Annotated in this window: 22 protein-coding genes; all 22 read right to left on the bottom strand. The window is 53.6% G+C overall.

The features are described 5' to 3' along the window. Window positions 1–44: 44 nt before the first annotated feature. A complete protein-coding gene (locus tag ACKTSJ_RS02400; protein ID WP_407897024.1) occupies window positions 45–476 on the bottom strand; it encodes a TA system VapC family ribonuclease toxin in 432 nt (143 codons plus the stop codon). Then, window positions 476–772 carry a CopG family transcriptional regulator gene (locus tag ACKTSJ_RS02395; protein ID WP_407897022.1) on the bottom strand — a complete coding sequence of 99 codons (297 nt, stop codon included), beginning with the start codon at window positions 770–772 and terminating at the stop codon, window positions 476–478. The genes ACKTSJ_RS02400 and ACKTSJ_RS02395 overlap by 1 nt, the downstream gene beginning before the upstream one ends. Before the next feature lie 269 nt (window positions 773–1041). Beyond that, the gene (locus ACKTSJ_RS02390; protein WP_407897020.1) at window positions 1042–1230 is read right to left on the bottom strand and encodes a hypothetical protein; all 189 of its coding nucleotides are present in this window, start codon (window positions 1228–1230) and stop codon (window positions 1042–1044) included. Window positions 1231–1305: 75 nt separating this feature from the next. Beyond that, entirely contained in the window at window positions 1306–2457 is a 1152-nt protein-coding gene (locus ACKTSJ_RS02385; RefSeq protein WP_407897018.1) for an ATP-binding protein, read from the bottom strand. Between the two features lie 188 nt (window positions 2458–2645). Further along, window positions 2646–3344: an NAD-dependent epimerase/dehydratase family protein gene (locus tag ACKTSJ_RS02380; protein WP_407897016.1), complete on the bottom strand. Its 699-nt coding sequence runs from the start codon at window positions 3342–3344 to the stop codon at window positions 2646–2648. Window positions 3345–3375: 31 nt separating this feature from the next. Continuing rightward, the gene (locus ACKTSJ_RS02375; RefSeq protein ID WP_407897014.1) at window positions 3376–4620 is read right to left on the bottom strand and encodes a glycosyltransferase family 4 protein; all 1245 of its coding nucleotides are present in this window, start codon (window positions 4618–4620) and stop codon (window positions 3376–3378) included. A gap of 5 nt (window positions 4621–4625) precedes the next feature. Next, window positions 4626–5462, bottom strand: a complete 837-nt coding sequence (locus ACKTSJ_RS02370) for a class I SAM-dependent methyltransferase (protein ID WP_407897012.1) — start codon at window positions 5460–5462, stop codon at window positions 4626–4628. A 91-nt stretch (window positions 5463–5553) separates the two neighbouring features. Then, window positions 5554–5898, bottom strand: a complete 345-nt coding sequence (locus ACKTSJ_RS02365; RefSeq protein WP_407897115.1) for an SGNH hydrolase domain-containing protein — start codon at window positions 5896–5898, stop codon at window positions 5554–5556. Between the two features lie 26 nt (window positions 5899–5924). Continuing rightward, complete coding sequence (locus tag ACKTSJ_RS02360) at window positions 5925–7430, bottom strand: acyltransferase family protein (protein ID WP_407897010.1); 1506 nt, start codon at window positions 7428–7430, stop codon at window positions 5925–5927. 12 nt (window positions 7431–7442) lie between these two features. Continuing rightward, the gene (locus ACKTSJ_RS02355) at window positions 7443–8060 is read right to left on the bottom strand and encodes an acyltransferase (protein WP_407897008.1); all 618 of its coding nucleotides are present in this window, start codon (window positions 8058–8060) and stop codon (window positions 7443–7445) included. Continuing rightward, on the bottom strand, window positions 8057–8995 hold the full coding sequence (locus tag ACKTSJ_RS02350) for a glycosyltransferase family 2 protein (RefSeq protein WP_407897006.1): 939 nt from the start codon (window positions 8993–8995) through the stop codon (window positions 8057–8059). The genes ACKTSJ_RS02355 and ACKTSJ_RS02350 overlap by 4 nt, the downstream gene beginning before the upstream one ends. Before the next feature lie 7 nt (window positions 8996–9002). Continuing rightward, the gene (locus tag ACKTSJ_RS02345) at window positions 9003–9854 is read right to left on the bottom strand and encodes a glycosyltransferase family 2 protein (protein ID WP_407897004.1); all 852 of its coding nucleotides are present in this window, start codon (window positions 9852–9854) and stop codon (window positions 9003–9005) included. Continuing rightward, window positions 9851–10756 (bottom strand): class I SAM-dependent methyltransferase, encoded by a 906-nt coding sequence (locus ACKTSJ_RS02340; protein WP_407897002.1) that lies wholly within the window; start codon window positions 10754–10756, stop codon window positions 9851–9853. Before ACKTSJ_RS02340 ends, ACKTSJ_RS02345 begins: the two co-directional genes overlap by 4 nt. Before the next feature lie 38 nt (window positions 10757–10794). Further along, window positions 10795–11661 (bottom strand): class I SAM-dependent methyltransferase, encoded by an 867-nt coding sequence (locus tag ACKTSJ_RS02335; RefSeq protein WP_407897000.1) that lies wholly within the window; start codon window positions 11659–11661, stop codon window positions 10795–10797. Continuing rightward, window positions 11658–12968, bottom strand: coding sequence for a flippase (locus ACKTSJ_RS02330; protein ID WP_407896998.1), 1311 nt, complete (start codon window positions 12966–12968; stop codon window positions 11658–11660). Before ACKTSJ_RS02330 ends, ACKTSJ_RS02335 begins: the two co-directional genes overlap by 4 nt. Window positions 12969–13024: 56 nt before the next feature. Continuing rightward, a complete protein-coding gene (locus tag ACKTSJ_RS02325) occupies window positions 13025–13984 on the bottom strand; it encodes a GDP-L-fucose synthase family protein (protein ID WP_407896996.1) in 960 nt (319 codons plus the stop codon). Window positions 13985–14124: 140 nt separating this feature from the next. Then, window positions 14125–14532: a type II toxin-antitoxin system VapC family toxin gene (locus ACKTSJ_RS02320; RefSeq protein ID WP_407896994.1), complete on the bottom strand. Its 408-nt coding sequence runs from the start codon at window positions 14530–14532 to the stop codon at window positions 14125–14127. Further along, a complete protein-coding gene (gene vapB / locus ACKTSJ_RS02315) occupies window positions 14532–14765 on the bottom strand; it encodes a type II toxin-antitoxin system VapB family antitoxin (RefSeq protein ID WP_407896992.1) in 234 nt (77 codons plus the stop codon). The genes ACKTSJ_RS02320 and vapB overlap by 1 nt, the downstream gene beginning before the upstream one ends. Window positions 14766–14919: 154 nt before the next feature. Then, window positions 14920–16077 (bottom strand): GDP-mannose 4,6-dehydratase, encoded by a 1158-nt coding sequence (gene gmd, locus ACKTSJ_RS02310; protein WP_407896990.1) that lies wholly within the window; start codon window positions 16075–16077, stop codon window positions 14920–14922. Between the two features lie 122 nt (window positions 16078–16199). Further along, a complete protein-coding gene (locus ACKTSJ_RS02305; protein ID WP_407896988.1) occupies window positions 16200–16994 on the bottom strand; it encodes a Wzz/FepE/Etk N-terminal domain-containing protein in 795 nt (264 codons plus the stop codon). A 36-nt stretch (window positions 16995–17030) separates the two neighbouring features. Further along, the gene (locus ACKTSJ_RS02300) at window positions 17031–18515 is read right to left on the bottom strand and encodes a phosphomannomutase CpsG (protein ID WP_407896987.1); all 1485 of its coding nucleotides are present in this window, start codon (window positions 18513–18515) and stop codon (window positions 17031–17033) included. A gap of 89 nt (window positions 18516–18604) precedes the next feature. Further along, window positions 18605–18853 carry a UPF0175 family protein gene (locus ACKTSJ_RS02295; RefSeq protein WP_407896985.1) on the bottom strand — a complete coding sequence of 83 codons (249 nt, stop codon included), beginning with the start codon at window positions 18851–18853 and terminating at the stop codon, window positions 18605–18607. Window positions 18854–18860 lie beyond the last annotated feature (7 nt).

Here is an 18860-nt window from a genome sequence, read left to right as displayed (position 1 = left end):
AATAGCCTGGATTGGGGAGTCAATCCAAACCTCCTCAACACTTTCTAGGTCAAAACCACCAAGTGTTTGGAGTGCGCGCCTTGCACCGCGTCGGGAACAATCCGCTGATCAAACGTAACAAACCGCCCGCCGTGATGCACCGCAAGCGACAACAGATAAACATCTGTGACTTGCCGATGTCCCAGCACCCTGGTCCAGTCAAACACACCGCCGGCAAGCATGTTGACATCCGCCGGCCAGAATTCATGCTTGGGATTATTGGCCGCTTCCGCCAATCTGTCAGCCACCTGCGCCGCCGGCAAACTGCCTGGATACCTGGGTTGCGACATGATGCGTATGCAACCGTTCTGGGTAAGCGGGCAGGAGGCCCAACCATGTCGAATCTGGCTGTCCAGCCAAGCCATCGCAAGACTGTGATGCACATGCCCCGCATCCAATAAAGCGATCAGCACGTTCACATCCAGCAACGCGCGCATCAAATACCTTCCTGATCGCGCAATGCGTTGATTTGCTCATTGGTCACCAACGACCCGCGTGCCGGGAATGGCCTGAATCCGGCGACGTGTTTCTTTCCGGCTCGCCCCTGTTGATGACCGGCCAGCGCCTCTCTCACCAACTTTGAAACGATATAACCCGCAGAAACATTTTGTGCGCGCGCCAATTCCTTGGCGGCGGCCAGCACATCGTCCTCAATATCAATCGTCGTGCGCATGATTCCTCCTGATGTGAGCGCATCATGATGATGTCGCATCATCTTGTCAAGAACGAGCACTATCCAGACCTTTTAATAATCACCTGGTGTAGTGCATCGTTCTTGACGACACTTATGCGCAAACCCTTGCAGGTCGGGCTTCAGCCCGACTTGTCGGGTTGAAACCCGACCTACCAGACAGTGCGGGCCATTGTTATAAGTTCCAAGTAGCGTGCAACACCACACCAGGTAGTTTTAAGCGCGCACCAACAGCAGAGGTCGTGTTACTCATAAATCTCGCTGGTTAACATTTGAAGTTCAACGTCTGTCTTGATGAATGGGGGCCAAAATTAAGCAATTTTCCCGTAATACTTGTCGATTACTTTTTCGAGGTAATCTTTGCCAAATTTGGCGCCTGCTTTTTCCAACACGAGCAATAGGGCGCTGGCATCGATGCGAAGTGCCGAGCCACGCTCCACAATTTCGTACACCGCACGCTTGCCCACAACATGCTCCATCGCACCGACAATTTCAGTCATCGGGTCATTCACCACATTTGGAATACGTACAACCCCAAACCGCCACAGTCTGACACTTTCGTGATTTCTCGTTTTTCAATGGAACGTGGCCAGAAACTTGTTCGGCGCTTCAGACAGTCTGGAAAAATTGTCCGGCGTCAAGACCACCGGTATGGCCTCGGGAAAATTTCGCATGAATGCCTCAAGCCCTTTGGCGGATTTTCTCCGCCCGGATTTGACTTCGATCGCATACAGTCTTTCCTGGTGGCGATAGACAAAATCGACTTCAGCGTTTTTTTCTCTCCAGTAAAAGAGCTCGCCCGGCAGTTGCAACAACTCGACGCCCACCGCCAGTTCAAAGACGCGCCCGCGTTGCTCCGGATCTGACAGTGTCTGTTGCCCCGCTGTCATGGTGTGCAAGGCCGGGCAGGCCATGAGAATCTTCGGGCTGGAGGTGCGCGTCAGCCACCTCTTGGCCGAATACTTTCTCAGTGAATACACCAGGAACGCCCCCGCATAGAGTTCCAGATAGTATTTGACCAGATCGGTATTGCCCTTATCCTGCAACTGTCCGAGCAGCTTGGTGTAGCTTATTTCCTGAGCCGGATAGCGACAGAGAATCTCAAAAGCCTGCCTGAACAGGGCCGGATTGGCTACTTTGCGATTCTGCAGGATGTCCTTGCCGATGACCGCCTCCACGATTGCATCCTTGAGATAGGCATACCAGCGGTTATATTCGTTTTCGAACGCGACCGCACCGGGGTAGCCCCCATACAAAAGATAACGCTCAAGGTCGTAGCCGAACGCAGCTTTGAGCTCGGTATAGGTCCAATGGAAAATCCGGGTCAACTCAAAACGCCCGGCCAGACTCTCGGTCAGACCGCTCTGGATCTGCAATGAACTCGACCCGAGCACCACCACCCGCAGGCGGTGAGGTTGCCTGTCCCACAGCGACTTGATCACCTCCGGCCAGTTGTGCACTTTCTGTATCTCATCAATGACCAGCAGCGCGCCATCCCCCAACAGCAAAGCCTTCTGCCATTGTTCCAGCAACCAGGTACGGTCGGTGACCAGCAGATCGTCGGCATTGGCATAGTGGCTGTTGCCCGGGATGCGCGCCAGCAACTGGCTCATGCCAGTGGTCTTGCCCACCTGACGCGGCCCGACCAACACCTGGATCAGCGGCGATCCACCCCGCAGGCGTTTTTCAAGTTGCGCCACAAAGGCGCGTTCATAGGATATTGACATGAGACGAGTGTATTTCCATTCAATACATGTGTCTAGTAAAAACAATAGGTGTATGTTGTAAATGTTGAGATTAAGTCCTCGGATTTAGAATAAAAATCGAGCAGCGATTCATTCACTCAATCCCAACACAATCGCATGTCCAGACTATATGCAGCGCGGCTTCCCGCTTGATCCATGCACGGCCAGGCTCAAACGCTTCTGCCGTAATACCGGCCGATTACTTTTTCGAGGTAATCTTTGCCAAATTCGATCCCCGCTTTTCCCAGCACGGGCAATAGGGCGCTGGCGTCGATGCGAAATGCCGAGCCACGCTCCACAATTTCGTACACCGCACGCTTGCCCACAACATGCTCCATCGCACCGACAATTTCAGTCATCGGGTAATTCACCACATTTGCAACATTCACCGTCACATTCCGCACCGAACTATCCGCAATCAATTGCCGGGCGATAGCGGCCACATCAACCACGTCGATGATGTTGCGTTCCGCCTTGCTCCACAACTTGAAGGATTCGCTGCGCGAAATGCGCGCGTACAGGAAATTCAACAAGGTATGCGGGTTGGGCGTCTTTCCTGCGACTTGCGGCAAACGCAAAATTAAACTCTGCGGGTGGGCGCAAACCATTTTTTCCATCGCCAGTTTATGTTGAACATAAGGCGTGTCCCGCACTTCAGGATCGGCCACGCTACAAGTCCCGAAATATACGAACGCATCCACATTGGCAGTCCGATGCAATGCATCGGCAAGGCGTTCACGTTCACGCGCAAATTCGCGGGTATCCGTACAACTTGAATTGGAAACTCCGGCCGCATAAATACACACATCCGGGCGTGAAATGAAAGTACCCGGAAATGCACGGGCCAATAAACCGGAGCCGATGATCATGACGACAGAAACCGTCTGTAAATACGGAAAGTCATTTGAGAATGCTTTGATAAAGCGCCAGATAGCGGCGCGCGACCGTCTTTAATTCGTAGCGCTCCAGCACCGTCTGGCGCGCGCGCTGCGAAAGCGAATCATGACGTTCGCCATTTTCCAGCACCCACATCACGCCTGCGGCGAGATCGTTCGGATCAAAAGGTTTTGCAAGATAGCCATTGACCTGGTGATCGATCATGTCGGGCATGCCCCCGATATCAAAAGCCACCACGGGCGTCCCGCATGCGAGCGATTCCATGACCGCATTAGACAAATTCTCCTGCATGGATGGGGCGACCACAACGTCCGCAGCGGAATAAAGCAGTACCTGGCTTATCTCGTCATGCAGGTATCCCATGTAATGCACGTTCATGCCCAGATCCGGCGGGCTCTCCGGCCTGGATGCACCAACGACCAGCAACTCGGTTTTTGCACCCCAACCGGCCTGCGACATCTTTTCCAGAGCCTGGACCAGAAACTGGTTACCCTTGCGCTTGTCGCTGGTCGCACAGAATGCCGAAAACAGTACCAGATGCTTGTCTTGCGGCAGATTGTAAGCTGCGCGCGCTGCAACTTTATCCAGCGGCTTGTAGGTCTCCGTATCCAGACCGTTCGGAATCACCTCGATCCGCTGATCCCTGAATAGCGAGCTCGAACGCGCCATGTCGGCGAGCCAGCGGCTGGTTGCAACCACCACGATCGGCACACCCTCCCAGGACGCTTGCTTGCGCCGCCACACACGCCGCGACAGATCGCTCTCCTGCTCCGAATTCAATACAGGGCAGTTGCCGCAGGACTGCCGGAATCTTCCGCATTCGTCGTCGTAGTGACACCCGCCGGTAAATGGCCACATGTCATGCAGTGTCCAGATGATCGGCTGTTTGATCTTTCTTAATGTTTCGATTCGGAGGAAACCGCTGCTTACCCAGAACAGATGGACAATGTCCGGCTTCAGGCTTGGGACTATGGATGCCAATTTCTCCGGAAGCACAGCAGGAGAAAAAAGCACATTCTGGCGCTTGCGATAAGAATTGGTAATAAGCGCGTCAAAATGCGGCCGCAATAACGCGATGCCCTTTTGCAACCTTGTTTCCGGACCAATGACGTTGGCGTCGTCGGATTTCTTGTCCTGCACCAGCAAGTGTGAATCGACTCCGATGGCGCGCAAGCCACGGTGCAAGCGATAGGTCGCCATCGCGGCACCGCCGTGATTATCGAACGTGTTCAGCATCAGCAGGTTCACGGCCACTACATTCCCATCCTGCGACGGATCGCGCCCAGAACGGGAACCATCCTGTTTAGCAACGGGGCAACGACTTTCGCAATCACGCTCAGCAGCGCGGTCATGGTTTTGTCGGGATCCCCCACTCTTTTGAAAACCAGTGCATGGTCAACTCCGTCCACCCGCCCCACACACTTCAGTCCCATTCCCCTGACCACCCAAGTAAAGGTATGGCGCAGATAGAAAGTCGAAGGCAAGTGGCACTTGATCACGGGATAAAAACAATTCGCATAGATCAGGTGGCCGCCCAGCTTGGTTGCTTGCACCATTTGTTCGGTCAACGCCAAGGGCTGTTCCACGTGTTCAAGGACATCTTGCGCGATGACACAGTCGTACTGACCATCAAAGCTCTTCACGAATCTGATCCCCGGGATACCCTCCACGCGCAACATCCCGAGCTTTGACGGATACGGCTCCACAATGTCTATTTGCGCCTGCGGTACGGCAGCGTTCAGCTTCTTCGCCAGTTCGCCAAAGCCGCCGCCATAGTCAGCCACTCGCCCCACACCCAGCCGGCTGACATACGATGCGATCGATTCGCGATGCCGGACCGAGTCCGGATCGGTAGCGGAGAACACGCCATTCACGACCCATACAGGGTGCGAATAGAAATCGCCTATCGCCTGCTCGCTCAACGCTGATGCATTATCAAGAGCCAGCGCATCCCAGACCCTGTCCATTTCCTGCCACATCCACTCGACCGTGGGCCGTTCCATTTTGGCGATAGCAACCAGATATTCGATATCCGCTTGTGGCAACGCCTCTACAGGCAATCGCTCTCCCCAAAGCATAATTTCATTCATGATTTCTTGATTATCCGCACGAAATAGTTAGTCAGAATTTGTCAACGCCAAAATCATCATAAGGTTAAGTGTTCACCTTTTACGCGTGAATTCACTGATTGGTTACAAAAAACGGCCTAAGTTCATCAACAAAAAAACTAGCGAGTGAAGAACTGGCCCAATAAGTCAGGTGTGGAGAACTATCAAGGTAAAGAAGTTGGCTGCCCAACCAATTGCTACAACGAAGACCACCATCCGCCTGTTCGCAGAGTCTGTCATGTGGGTCAAGGATGGTCACATTCTTTTCTTCTTTGATACTACTGTAGATTGCTGACAGCGCTTTGCGCTCGGTTCGTGAATCCACAGCTGAAATGGTGCAAGCCTGTCGTTGAATGGATGATTTCAGGTAATCGCTGTCGTTATGACATACCTTGGGAATATCCTCCACCAGGACCACCTTCAGACGAGTTGAACTCACCTCACTTATGAAAGCCGTAAGGTTATGCTGAAAGATATCGTTCCTACCTGTATTGTATCCCTTTCAAATCGGTCTCTGGCGAAACTGATAGCCACGACGTCCCCAGGTCTGGATATTGTTTTTAACCGAGCTGCAAGATCTGAGAACGTCCCCTCGGGGCATAGGAAAGGAGTACATTGGCTCGAAAGCGACGCAAATAGACTGCGGCTCGTCAAGTGTTGAACACCAACCCCTAACGTTTTGGCAGCACTTGCCAATGAGACCGAAAAATTTCCAGCGTGAGAATCGCCGACCAGCCAGATGGTATTTCCCCCTCCTGCATTCTCTTTAAGGCAGTCCATTAGCCCATTCTCGTTCGGAATATGGCATGGATCGCTCTTGAGAAACTGGGTTTCTAACATCTGCTGTGGTCCCAGATAGAGCAGAGGCTTAGCAAGCCATACGCTCGCAATCATTAGCGTGGCAGCAATAGCGTAGGAAGGGACTGCGATAAAAAAACGATTTTGGAACCAAGTCCACTTGCGGAATCGAAGTGGTTGCTCAATTCCATAGTAAGAAGATATTGAAAGTCCTGTCGTCAGAACAATGTAGGCCGGCAGTACCAATTCCGTTGGGAAGGTCAGCTTGCTGAACACGGCAACTGGCCAATGCCATAGGTAAATCGAATAAGATATTTTTCCGATGAAGAGAGATATTGGATTGAGGAGTATGGGATTTGGATTGCTGCCCCGGCCCGAAAGATAAAGCACGCCACAGGAAGCTAGTACGCATAAAGCGGTCGCGAGGAGCTCCGGCAAACCGTCAGAAAACAGCACTATCAGCAGAGCGAGCAGAAGTCCATATTTCAGCAGACTCTGGTGATGCGGCTTCAACAAGCACCCCCGAGTGCGGTAGGCTATACACACCAGTGCGCCCGCCATAAGTTCCCAAAGGCGAAATGGTGTTAAATAGAACACGCTCGCACGATGCTCATGCCACATCCAGATATAACTTGTGAGACTTATAATCGCGACACTAGCAAGTAGCAAGAACATTACCTTACGCGACGCCCTGAACAGCAAAAGGAGAAAAGGAAAGAATAAGTAGAACTGCTCCTCAGCACCGAGGCTCCAAGTGTGGGTAAGTGGATTCCATTCAGCTGAAAAAGCAAAGTAATCTTGGTTGGCGAACCACAGCAAAATGTTCGAAGCCCCCACAAGGGCCGCGGCACCAGTTGCCAACGGCATTTTTCCTGGCATAAGCACCGCTGCAACAATGATTGAAACGCCAATCATGGCAGCCAGTGCCGGGAGCAAGCGCTTTGCCCTGCGCATAAAAAAATCTGTATACGTAAAGAGCCCCGCTTCCGCTCTATCCAAGATGGACTTGGTAATCACATAGCCTGAAATAGCAAAAAAAATGTCAACACCCAAGTAGCCGAAAGGTAGGTATTCCTTATTGAAGTGATAAATAACAACGGCAAGAACCGCTATAGCCCTTAGACCGTCGATTTCTCTCAAATGATGACTCATGCCTCTAACTGCCTAATGTTGTAGCACTTTGATGCATCTTGCAGGAACACCCGCCCAAAGCTGGTTGCCCGGAATGTTCCTGGTCACTACGGAACCCGCACCGATCACCGCATTCTCTCCGATATCAACTCCAGGCAACACGGTGACGCCAGCACCGATCCATACATTACGACCCACTGTCACTCCAAACCGGTTTGAATCCCAGGGTTGATCCCTGTAGGGAAGCGCCGTCGTGGTCAACAGATGGTTTGCTGCAATAAGCGAAACATCCTGGGCCAGCAACGCATTCTCGCCAATGACGATCTGGCCGCCGGCCGCACGAATATTGGCTCCCTTGCCGATTATGACCCTATCGCCGATCTCAAGAGCTCCTTTTATCGGAGAGAACGATGTGCTTTCAAGCACCACGATCTCCGAAAACGCCCCGATGAAAATATTCTTTCCCAAGCGCAATGCTTCGTGCCGGTCGAAACTTATCTTGATCGGCATATCGAGCTCGAGCGTCGGATGATTGCGGCGAAGTTTTGCCAAGCGGTAATACCCCAACACCGATCGCCCGACGAGTCTCAACATGATCGCAACGATCGATGAATTGAAGTAGCCCCGGATTTTTGAATGCGAGCGGCTCATTTTTGACGTGGCAACACGAACCCAAGTAATCTTTTCACGATACCTCGAATGGAGCGCCTCTGATCGATCGAGAACAGATATCGGTCACTCCACGCATCGGCCTCGACATCGCGCACCATGCAAGGCGGATGAACCAGCGGAAATACCATCTGTTCCAATGCCAGCTCCAAATGTCCGCTCCCCGCGGTATGCGTGGCATCATGTTCAAACCCGATGTTCCTGACCAGGTTCTTCGACGGCAGGATGCTCAATCCATTCTGCGCCCAACATGAGAAGGTCCAGCGATAGGCCCACGAATCAATCTTGCCCGCGTGGACGCGATCGAATATCTCGGTCCAGTATCTTTGGAATGCCCGGCTGCCATTGCCGACGCCAAGCAGCCAATCGGTCTCGCGCAATTCCGGCCAAAAAGACATTTCACGGTCATACAGCTTCCAGGCCCTGCGCCAACTGGCCCAGCCCCAGCAATGGCTGTTGCGGCTAAAGAAATAGCTGTAGGGTGGTTGATGCGCTGCGCCATGAAAATGGCTGGCACCGATCGTCATGACACGCTCATCGTCCCGGTAGCGCTCCAGCAATTCGTTGGCGAAGCGAAAGTAACTTGGGTCAGGCACGCAGTCATCTTCCAGAATGATGCCCTCTTCCACATTTTCAAAGAACCAGTCAATGGCACCACTGACCGCGCGGTAGCATCCCAGGTTCTCCTCCCGAAAAAGTGTGCTGACCTCGCATGGCCAATCGATCGCCGTGGCCATCTTCCGCGCGGCTTCGGTTTTTGTTCTCTCTTCGGGTCTCGTAGCCCGCGCGCCATCAGCCGCGACATACAGATGCCTTGGCTTTATTTCGCGCAGTGCATCTATCACCTTCCCAACAGTATCCGGTCTGTTGAAAATCAAAAGCAATACGGGCACTTCGGTGATTTTGCTATTGATCATTTATCTCTCACGCCCCATCGACACTCAACAGCTCCAAGCTCCGCCGCAATATTGCGCGAGCCGAGCGGCTCCACACCTTTAACAGAAGCCACGGAATGTTGACTTTCGGTGTTGCCAGCAATACAAATGTTGACCAATAGAACGGGTTTGAGGCGGATTTGATCGAAAAGTACTTTTTCAGGAAATCCGTGAATGATTCCCCTTCAAAAACCCGGTATCCAGTCGCCCCTCGGTCAAACTCAATGACGAGTTCAGGCGTCGTTGCAAGCGGGACACCCAGCCTGTGCGCACGGATGGTGTATTCATAATCCGACAGGTAATGGGGAAGCAGCCTCGGGAAGAAATCCCCCACCTTCTTCACCACCGACAGCTTCATGAACAATCCGCGCGTGGGCAAGCAATTGATGCGCGCAGCACTTGTTGCTGTCTTGAACGTGAGTCTGCTCAAATCCGCCTCGACACCCGACTCTTCTATGTTTCCCGTCTTGTCATTCACCACCTGCGGAAGCAGCATGCCGCCAAACTGATCGAGCAACTGCACGCCTTTCAGCAGGAAGCCGGGGGCGAATGTCACGTCGTCATTGATGAACACGACGATGTCATCGTCCGTAGCGTTTATCTTCAGCCAGTCTATTCCCTGTTGCAGGCTGCCGGCCCACCACCAATTGCCCGCCCCGCGAAGGACGGTCAGATTGGCGATCCTAGCACTAACCATTTCGCTGGTGCCATCCGTGGAGCCATCGTCAATCAGGATCAGGTGATAGTTCGTGTATGACTGCGCAGCAAGGCAGTCGATGAACTTTTCCGTTATCGCGCGCCTGTTGTGCACCGGCAGCAGGATATGCACCTTCGAAGTCATGGCTTCTTCAGAATAAACACAAAGTTGTCACCCAAGCCCAGACCATCAAGGAGGCGCGTCACCCAATGATTGATCTTGGTTCTATGCAAGAGTGAAAGTAATCTCACCATGATCTTTTGATGGGCACGTGCGCCAGATTTATCGGGCGACCAGAACCAGGACGGCTTGCCTGGTTTTGGATAGGTCACCAGATGTATCCATTGGTAATGAAGCCATTCAGAATTGGTGACGGTCTTCACCTCCGTCAGCACCAAACCGGACTGCTCTGCAGCCTGCCGCATCGATTCTCGCGTGAAGAATTGAAGATGGTATGGCGTATGCCAATTGATCCAGCGCTTGCCAAACAGCCTTGACCCCCAACCGCGCGCATTGGGTGTGCTCAGAATAGCCGTGCCGCCGGATTTAAGGATCCGCGCAACGCCACGTAGCGTTGCGATTGGATCGGTGACGTGTTCGATCACCTGATCCATCGTGACAAAGTCAAAGAAATCCTGCTCATACACCTTGTCGTCGAACAGGCCGACATGCACCTTGAATCCGAACTTTTCCACTACGCGACGAATATTTTCATCGGCCTCTACGCCGTAAACGTCGCAGCCCCTTGCGGTGTGATAACCCAGTGATTGGCCGAAGCCGCAACCTACATCCAGCACGCGCACATTTCTGGGCACCCAGCGAAACGCGGAACTGCCCGAGCCATTGAACCAGGCAGTGAAGCCGTTTTGCTCCGTATGCGGTGTGTAGTTCGCGATATCGAGGCACTTGCGCGGATAGTAATTGGTATATAACTCGGTCAACTCGCTTGCAGACAAGTTGCAGTCCAGGAATTCGTGTCCGCAGTGTTGGCACTGCATCAGGGTGAACGACCCTTGATAACCATAGCGGTCGTCGTAGGTCTGCATGAGGGCATGGGGTTGTTGCTCTTTACAGATTGGACAATTCATTTGTTTAACACCACTAAAACATGGTCTGGCCCCAGTGACGGCAAGCCCGTATATATTCTTCCACGCAACATTCCTTTCAGCATTCCCCAGACTGCTTTATTGATTGGGTTCTGGTAGCCTTTTGACGCATATGTCGATACCCATTTTTGTATCTTCATACCGGAGTACTCAGAGAAATATTTACGGGAGGGGAAAATGATGTGTTCAGGGTATTGGGCATACCACCAATGTGCTCGCGCCAGTTGCGCACTCAAGGAACCAATGTTTCCCGTAAGAATTACTAGTTTGCCGTTCTCGGCGAGTTTCTCGCGGCAGTTTTTCAGGAAGGTGGGAACATCATACAGATGCTCGACCAGATCAAAAGCCGCTATCACGTCATAGCCTCCCGACGCATCTTCAAATGAAGAGTACGCACCGTGCCCCTTGTCAGCAAGTATTGCGCGGCTTGCAGCTGAATACTCCACACCCCACGTTCTGCACCCGAAGCTCTGTGCGAAATCGAGCAGTTCCCCCGTGTTGCATCCCACATCCAGCACGTTTCCTTTGTCTCTGAAGATAACGGACATGGTATCAATCACGTTCCTTGTCTTGTTCTGCTCGAACGGGACAGTTGACCATCGTTCACCTGCCTGACCAGTTGAGTAGAGCATCTTGGCAGTTTCTTCATCTACCGTGTGTTGCACGAAACCGGATAAACACACGTCACAATTCCACAGTTCCGGCAAATGCATAAGTTCAATTTCTCTAGAAGAAAATTTGGTTCTGCCTACATAATCCAGACGCCCTTGGGGGCTAATGCTATTGGCCCCACACAGTGGACAACAATTTTTGTAGATATTGTTTTCAATTTGCTGAAAATTCACTTGCCCCCCATCCAACTTCTCATCATTATCTGCAAATGCTTGAGCAATTGATTATGAATTGCGAATGTTAGTACAAATGTTATTAGTTGACTCAACACAGCTGCCAAAGCTGCGCCTGCTACTCCAACTAGCGGTATCAATATAAAATTCAATGCAATATTCAGCGACATTCCGATGAATGTTAGCAACGGACTCACGTGTTGCAGATTCTCCGCCAGCAGCCATTTTCCAAAAATCGCCGAAAAGCAAATCAGCAGGAAATTCCAGATATGTATCTGCAGCACGCCGGATGATTCTGCAAATTTTTGTCCGTACAACAAACTGATTATCGGTGCCGCGAATACTGACACAAACAGGCAAACCAGCAAGCCGAAAAAAAGACTGTATTTGTACAACAACGACAATCTTCTGTTGTACATCTCCTCGGATTGCTGCTTGGCATTCAATATTGCCGGAAACAGGGAATTCGCAGTCAGCATCGGCAAAAAATAGAGCGCGTTAACCAGCCCGGTCGCGGCCACATACAGGCCAACTTCGCGCACCCCGAGCAGTTCCTTGATAATCACCCGGTCTATGCTCGTGTATACCGACACCAATATCCCAGAGATGATCAGCGGCTTTGCGCTCATCAGCAATTCCCTTGCGACTGCCTTGTCGAACTGAATGTAGAAAGCACCGAACTTTTGCTTTGAATACGCATAAGCCAGCGCAGCCGCCAGGCTCACTTGATCTATGAGACTTACCAGCACGAACCAGAACAAGTCCGCATTGACGGCTACGAAATACAGTTTGAGCAGCGACGAGAGCAGCAGTTGGGATATCTTGCAGATCGACACGTATTTGGACAACACGCGCGACTGGAAATAGAAGTCCACAACCTCGAACGACTGGAAAACCAGCCCGCTCGCGATGATCCCTATATACAGATTCGTCGTGTCGTCGTTATCAGCAATGGCCAATGCAACAGCTATACCCGCACCAGCCAATATGGCGCCCATGACCTTCAACCAGAATGCTGTCCCGAGATAGGCATCGCGCTTTCCTGGTGCGTTGACCAAGTCCCTGACGATGATCCCGTCCAACCCCAGCTTGGCGACCGACGCGAACAGGGCTACAAACGCCAGCGCATAGCTGAACAGGCCGAACTTTTCCGGGCCAAGATATCGCGCAACATAGATGCCCACCAGCAGCCCAGCGATGATTCGCAGGATCTGCTCCGCGAATAGCCAAGATGTATTCGCGAGGTACTTTCGGAAGCCTTGGTGGGCCAATACCTCTTCAAAAGAGGTGCGCATTTTTTTAATCACGCGGCCATCTTGGATTCAAGGTTGAAGGGATAAGGTTCAGATTCAAGTTTGGTTCTCTATTTGATCTTGCTCAACATATCCTGGTAGGACAACTCAATGCCCTTCTTCAGTGGCATCGTGTGCGTCCAGCCCAGCGCGTTGATGCGGGAGACATCCATCACCTTGCGCATCGTGCCGTCGGGTTTGCTGGGGTCGAAGGTGAGGTTGCCCTTGAAGCCGACCACTTCCGCGACCCGTTCGGCCAGTTCGCGGATGGTGAGGTCTTCGCCGCAGCCGATGTTGACCAGCGGCGGTTGGTCGTTGTTGAACAGGCCAGCGAGTTTGCCCTCCGCCTGTTCGAGCAGATAGATGCAGGCGCCCGCCATGTCTTCACTGTAGAGGAATTCGCGCTTGGGCGTGCCGGTTCCCCACACGACCACCTCCTTGTCGCCGCGCTGTTTGGCTTCGTGCATCTTGCGGATGAGTGCGGGGAGGACGTGAGAGTTGTTGAGGTCGTAGTTGTCGTTGGGGCCGTACAGGTTGGTGGGCATGGCGGCCATATACCGGGTGCCGTATTGGCGGTTGTACGACCAGCACATCTCAATGCCGGCGATCTTGGCCAGCGCATAGGGGCGATTGGTTAGCTCCAGCGGGCCAGTCAACAGGCATTCTTCCTTCATCGGTTGCGGTGCATTCTTGGGGTAGATACAGGACGAACCCAGAAACAATAATCGCTGCACCTTGTTTTGGTAGGCGCTGTGGATGACGTTGGACTGGATGACGAGATTGTCGCGGATGAATTCTGCCGGGTAGGTGTTGTTGGCGTGGATCCCGCCCACTTTCGCTGCGGCCAGGAGGACGACTTCCGGCTTCTCGGCCTCGAAGAAGGCGCGTACCGCGTGCTGATCGGTCAGGTCGAGTTCGGCATGCGTGCGCACGACAAGGTTGTGGTAGCCGCGCGCCTTGAGGCGGCGCACCAAGGCGGAACCGACCAGACCGCGATGGCCGGCGACATAAATTTTTGCGTCTTTGTTCATGCTGTTCATTTTCGTTCAAATTCTTTGTGGGGCTGGCTGTCGGGTTAAAACCCGACCTACAAAAACCCGTTTCCCCGTAGGTCGGGTTTCAACCCGACCGGCTTGGCTGTCAGGCTCAAGCCCGGCCTACAGTGATTACATCAATGGCTTGCGACCCAATTCTCAACTTGTAGCGCTGGTACTTTTTCAAATTCCTTAATATTGTTAGTTACCAGCACAAGTCCTTCGCTACGCGCATGTGCAGCAATGTGCAAGTCGTTCACACCGATGGGTTGCCCCATCATTTCAAGTGACGCTCGAATCGAGCCGTAGTGCTGTGCTGCCTTGGGTGTGTACGACAACACCTCTAATCGGCTGCAAAAGTCTTCGACTACCGCAAGGTTGGACGTTGGCTGTGCACTTTTCTCTGCGCCATGCAATAGCTCCGCCAGCGTTACAACCGATATCGCCATGCGGCTCGCATTTGCATTAAATAAACCTAACACCTCGAGCGGCCTGCGTTTAATCACGTAGATGACGATATTGGTGTCAAGCAGGTATTTCAGCATCAGAGTGCTTCACGAGGGGTTTGTTCTTGCAGCTCTCTGACCTCCATAAAATCAGGTGAAGCGCGCACCCCATTCTCGAAGAAGCTATTCCACGTTTCCGTTATTGGACTAATGATTCGTTCATTCCCCACTGCGCGGACATTTACCTGCTTGATTTCTTCAGAAAATCTCATCTCAGCAGGCAACCTGACCGCTTGTGTCCGGTTATTCGTAAACACTGTGCTCGTTGTCATGAGGTGACCTCCCATATGTATATAGCACAAGTATATGGCAATGCGTATTCACTTTCAATAGTGCGTTGGCTGCCAAGCTGCACCCGTAAGCGGCAGGACGTGGCTGTAAGGGACTAAAGCTCCAACACCACACTATCAGGCCCGGCCTACAAAATCACTCGTGATAGTCCATGGCCTTGTAGCCGTGCTTCTTGACCAGTTCGTCGCGCTCGGCGGACTTGAGGTCTTCGCGCACCATTTCGGCAACCAGTTCGTCGAAGGTGATCTTGGGTGTCCAACCGAGTTTTTGTTTGGCCTTGGTCGGATCGCCGAGCAGGGTCTCGACTTCGGTGGGGCGGAAGTAGCGCGGGTCAACCTGGATGATGCAGCGTTCGCCCTCACCCCCAGCCCCTCTCCCATCGGGCGAGGGGAGGTAACCTTTTTCGTCCACGCCCTTGCCTTCCCAGCGTATTTCCATGCCCAGCTCCTTGGCGGCGGCATTGACGAAATCGCGCACGCTGTATTGCACGCCGGTGGCGATGACAAAGTCTTCCGGCTGGTCTTGTTGCAGCATGAGCCATTGCATTTCGACGTAGTCCTTGGCGTGCCCCCAGTCGCGCAGCGAATCCAGGTTGCCGAGATACAGGCAGTCCTGCAGGCCGAGCTTGATGCGCGCCAGGGCGCGGGTGATCTTGCGCGTAACAAAGGTTTCGCCCCGGATGGGCGATTCGTGGTTGAACAGGATGCCGTTGCAGGCATACATGCCGTACGCTTCACGGTAGTTGACGGTGATCCAGTAGGCATACAGCTTGGCGCAGGCGTAGGGGCTGCGCGGGTAGAACGGAGTGGTTTCCTTTTGCGGGATTTCCTGCACCTGGCCGAACAGTTCTGAAGTGGAAGCCTGGTAGAAGCGGGTCTTCTTTTCCAGGCCCAGGATGCGGATGGCTTCGAGGATGCGCAGGGTGCCGATGCCGTCGGCATTGGCGGTGTATTCAGGGGTGTCGAATGACACGGCCACATGACTCATCGCCGCAAGATTATAAATCTCGTCCGGCTGGGTTTGCTGGATGATGCGAATGAGGTTGGTGGAGTCGGTCAGATCGCCGTAGTGCAATTTGAACTTGGCGTTGTTCACGTGCGGGTCTTGGTACAGATGGTCGATGCGATCCGTGTTGAACAAGGAGGAACGGCGCTTGACCCCGTGCACGAGGTAGCCTTTTTTCAACAGCAGTTCGGCCAGATAGGCGCCGTCCTGGCCGGTGATGCCGGTGATGAGGGCGACCTTCTGCGCCGGAGAATTGCGTGAAGGGTCGAGTTTGCCGTGTTGGTTCATTGTGTCATCTCTTCAGTGTTGGCAGCGGTGCTGCCGGTTTGGATAATAGAGCGCCGCACATCGCGGTGTCGGCGGTGCATTGTATCGAACTCCCGCCCCGCAACGCGGTATCGCACGTCGTGCTATCGATTGAGTGTATGCCATGCCGTTTTTGCCAGCGCGAGCGCAATCCCCAGCGCGATGCCCAGCAGAAGTCCGATGAGTAACGACAATTTCACCCGGGGTGAAACCGGACTGCCGGATGTACTGATGGGCACCGCCAGTTTGGTCGGGGACGCATGAGCCAACGCGTTCCGGCTTTCCAGTTCGTCGATGCGGGAACGCAATGCAGACAGCTGGTCGAGCCTGGCCAGATAGGCAATGTTGGCCACGTCTGTTTTCCGCACCCGTTCCAGTTGGTGCATTTCGTCGGCCAGCGACTGGCGGTAGCCCGCCAACTGCAGGTTCCCGCCCTGAAGCTGCTCTTCGACCATGTCGTATTGCTGCTTGCCGATCAGGCCGACTACAGATTCCAGGCATTGTTTCGCCCGCGCCGGGGTCGCCGTGCGAACGCGCAAGTCGAGTGTGTCCGGCAGCGTTTTGAGGGTCGAGGTCTTGATCATGCCGCCCAGATAGTCGCCGACCGCATCCGGGTTGGCGATCCCGCATTCCGTCAAAGCGGTCGAACTATAGCTTGCCGCATGGCGCAGGCGCTCGCCCAGAGCGGACGGGGTTTCGATGTCAAGGCCCTTGAATTTCGCCATTTGCACAACGCTGCTGGCCTCATATTTCTTCGGCGCAAACTGCACGTAAGCCACCGCCAGCAGGAACACGGCGACCGTAACGGCGGCAATGAGCCCGGCGTTGTTCCTGAAAAAATCGATGATGTCCCACAGGCTTATTTCATCGTTCTCTATGATGGGTTGTTCGTTGTTCATCTTTATCCTCTGCATTTGCTCAAATTTTACCCGGAATCAATCCGCACTTCCCTCGATCAGCGTTTCGAGCTGCCGCACGTGCCGTGCAACGGCGGGCAGGTCGCCGCGCGTTTCGACATTCAAGCGCAACAACGGCTCGGTGTTTGACCCGCGCAGGTTGAAGCGCCAATCGGCGAATTCTACACTCACCCCGTCGGTGCGATCGACCCCGGGAGCCTGGGGCAGGTAATGCGACAGGATGCGCTCGATGGTCTGGTTCACATCGCTCACGCGGTAGTTGATCTCGCCGCTGCACGGGTAGGCAGCGATGCGCTCCCCGACTAATTGCGACAAACGTTTGCCGCTGCGGCTCAACAGTTCGGCCACCAGCAGCCACGGGATCATGCCGCTGTCGCAGTAGGCAAAGTCGCGGAAGTAGTGGTGCGCGCTCATCTCGCCACCGTAGATCGCGTTCTCGGCGCGCATGCGTTCTTTGATGAAGGCGTGACCCGTCTTGGACTGGATGGGAATGCCACCGGATTGTTTGACGACGTCGACGGTGTTCCAGGTCAGGCGCGGGTCGTGGATGATCTTTTCGCCGGGTTGTTTGGCCAGGAAGGCGGCGGCGAGCAGGCCGACGATGTAATAGCCTTCGATGAATTCGCCGCGCTCGTCAAACAGGAAACAGCGGTCGAAGTCGCCATCCCAGGCGATGCCCATGTCGGCCTGATGCGCCTTCACCGCATCGGAGGTGGCGGCGCGGTTCTCGGGCAGCAGCGGGTTGGGGATGCCGTTGGGGAAGGTGCCATCAGCTTCGTGATGAATCTTGATGAAGGCGACGGGGATGTTCAATTGCTTGAAGCGCGCTTCGAGTGCGTCGATGACGTGCCCTGCGGCGCCATTGCCCGCGTTGACCACGAGCTTCAGCGATTTGATGGCGGCGGGTTCGATGTAGGTCAGCAGGTGATCTACATATGGATCGAGGATTGAGGATTGAGTCAGCGAACCACGTTTTTGTAGGTCGGGTTTTAACCCGACAGTGTCTTGTCGGACTGAAGTCCGACCTACAGGGGCAGCGGCATTTTGTAGGTCGGGTTTTAACCCGACAGAGTCTTGTCGGGTTAAAACCCGACCCACAGAAATCTCGGCCAGGGCCTGGATGGCTTTGAGGCCGGTGTCGCCGCTGATCGGCACCGCCCCTCTGGCAACCAGTTTCATGCCGTTGTAATCCATCGGGTTGTGGCTGGCGGTGACTTCGATGCCGCCGTCCACATCCAGATGGAAGGCAGCGAAGTAGATCTCTTCTGTTCCCGCCCTGCCGATGTCGATGACGTCGCATCCCGCATCCATCAAGCCGTTCGCCAGTGCGTTCTTGAGTTCCGCGCTGGTCAGGCGCACGTCGCCGCCCACCACCACGCGTTTGGCCTGCAGGTGCTGCGCATAGGCACGGCCGATGCGATAGGCGATGTCTTCATTGAGTTCTTCGCCCAGTTTGCCACGGATGTCGTAGGCTTTGAAACAGGTTAGTGTCTGTTTGGTCATGCGTTTCGCTTCTTTTTCACTGTGTATTTCCAGTGGCTGCGGTTAGTGCGATGAGCGGCGTAGTGTTGGTGACAATGATCTTGCTTCTATCAGGCATTGGTGATGTCCTCTGCAATTTCGTCATCTTCAAGATTTATCACGGCAACGCCATACCGATGCAATTCTCCAAGAAATTGCACTCGGCTCATTCCGGCAAGCGATGCGGCCATACCCGATGATAGACGCTTTATTTCAAATAGCTTGATGGACATTGCCAACTTCGCCTCTTGGGCAAACTGTTGCGGCGTGCACTGAATTGCGTCAGGCAGGTTGGCTGGAACTTCAACTAGTATTTGCATGATGGAT

The sequence above is a fragment of the Ferrigenium sp. UT5 genome (assembly GCF_045866295.1).
In the GTDB taxonomy this organism is placed as follows: Bacteria; Pseudomonadota; Gammaproteobacteria; order Burkholderiales; family Gallionellaceae; genus Sideroxyarcus.
The sequence above is the reverse complement of the archived record's forward strand: the minus strand, read 5'-3'. Positions and strand labels throughout refer to the sequence as shown.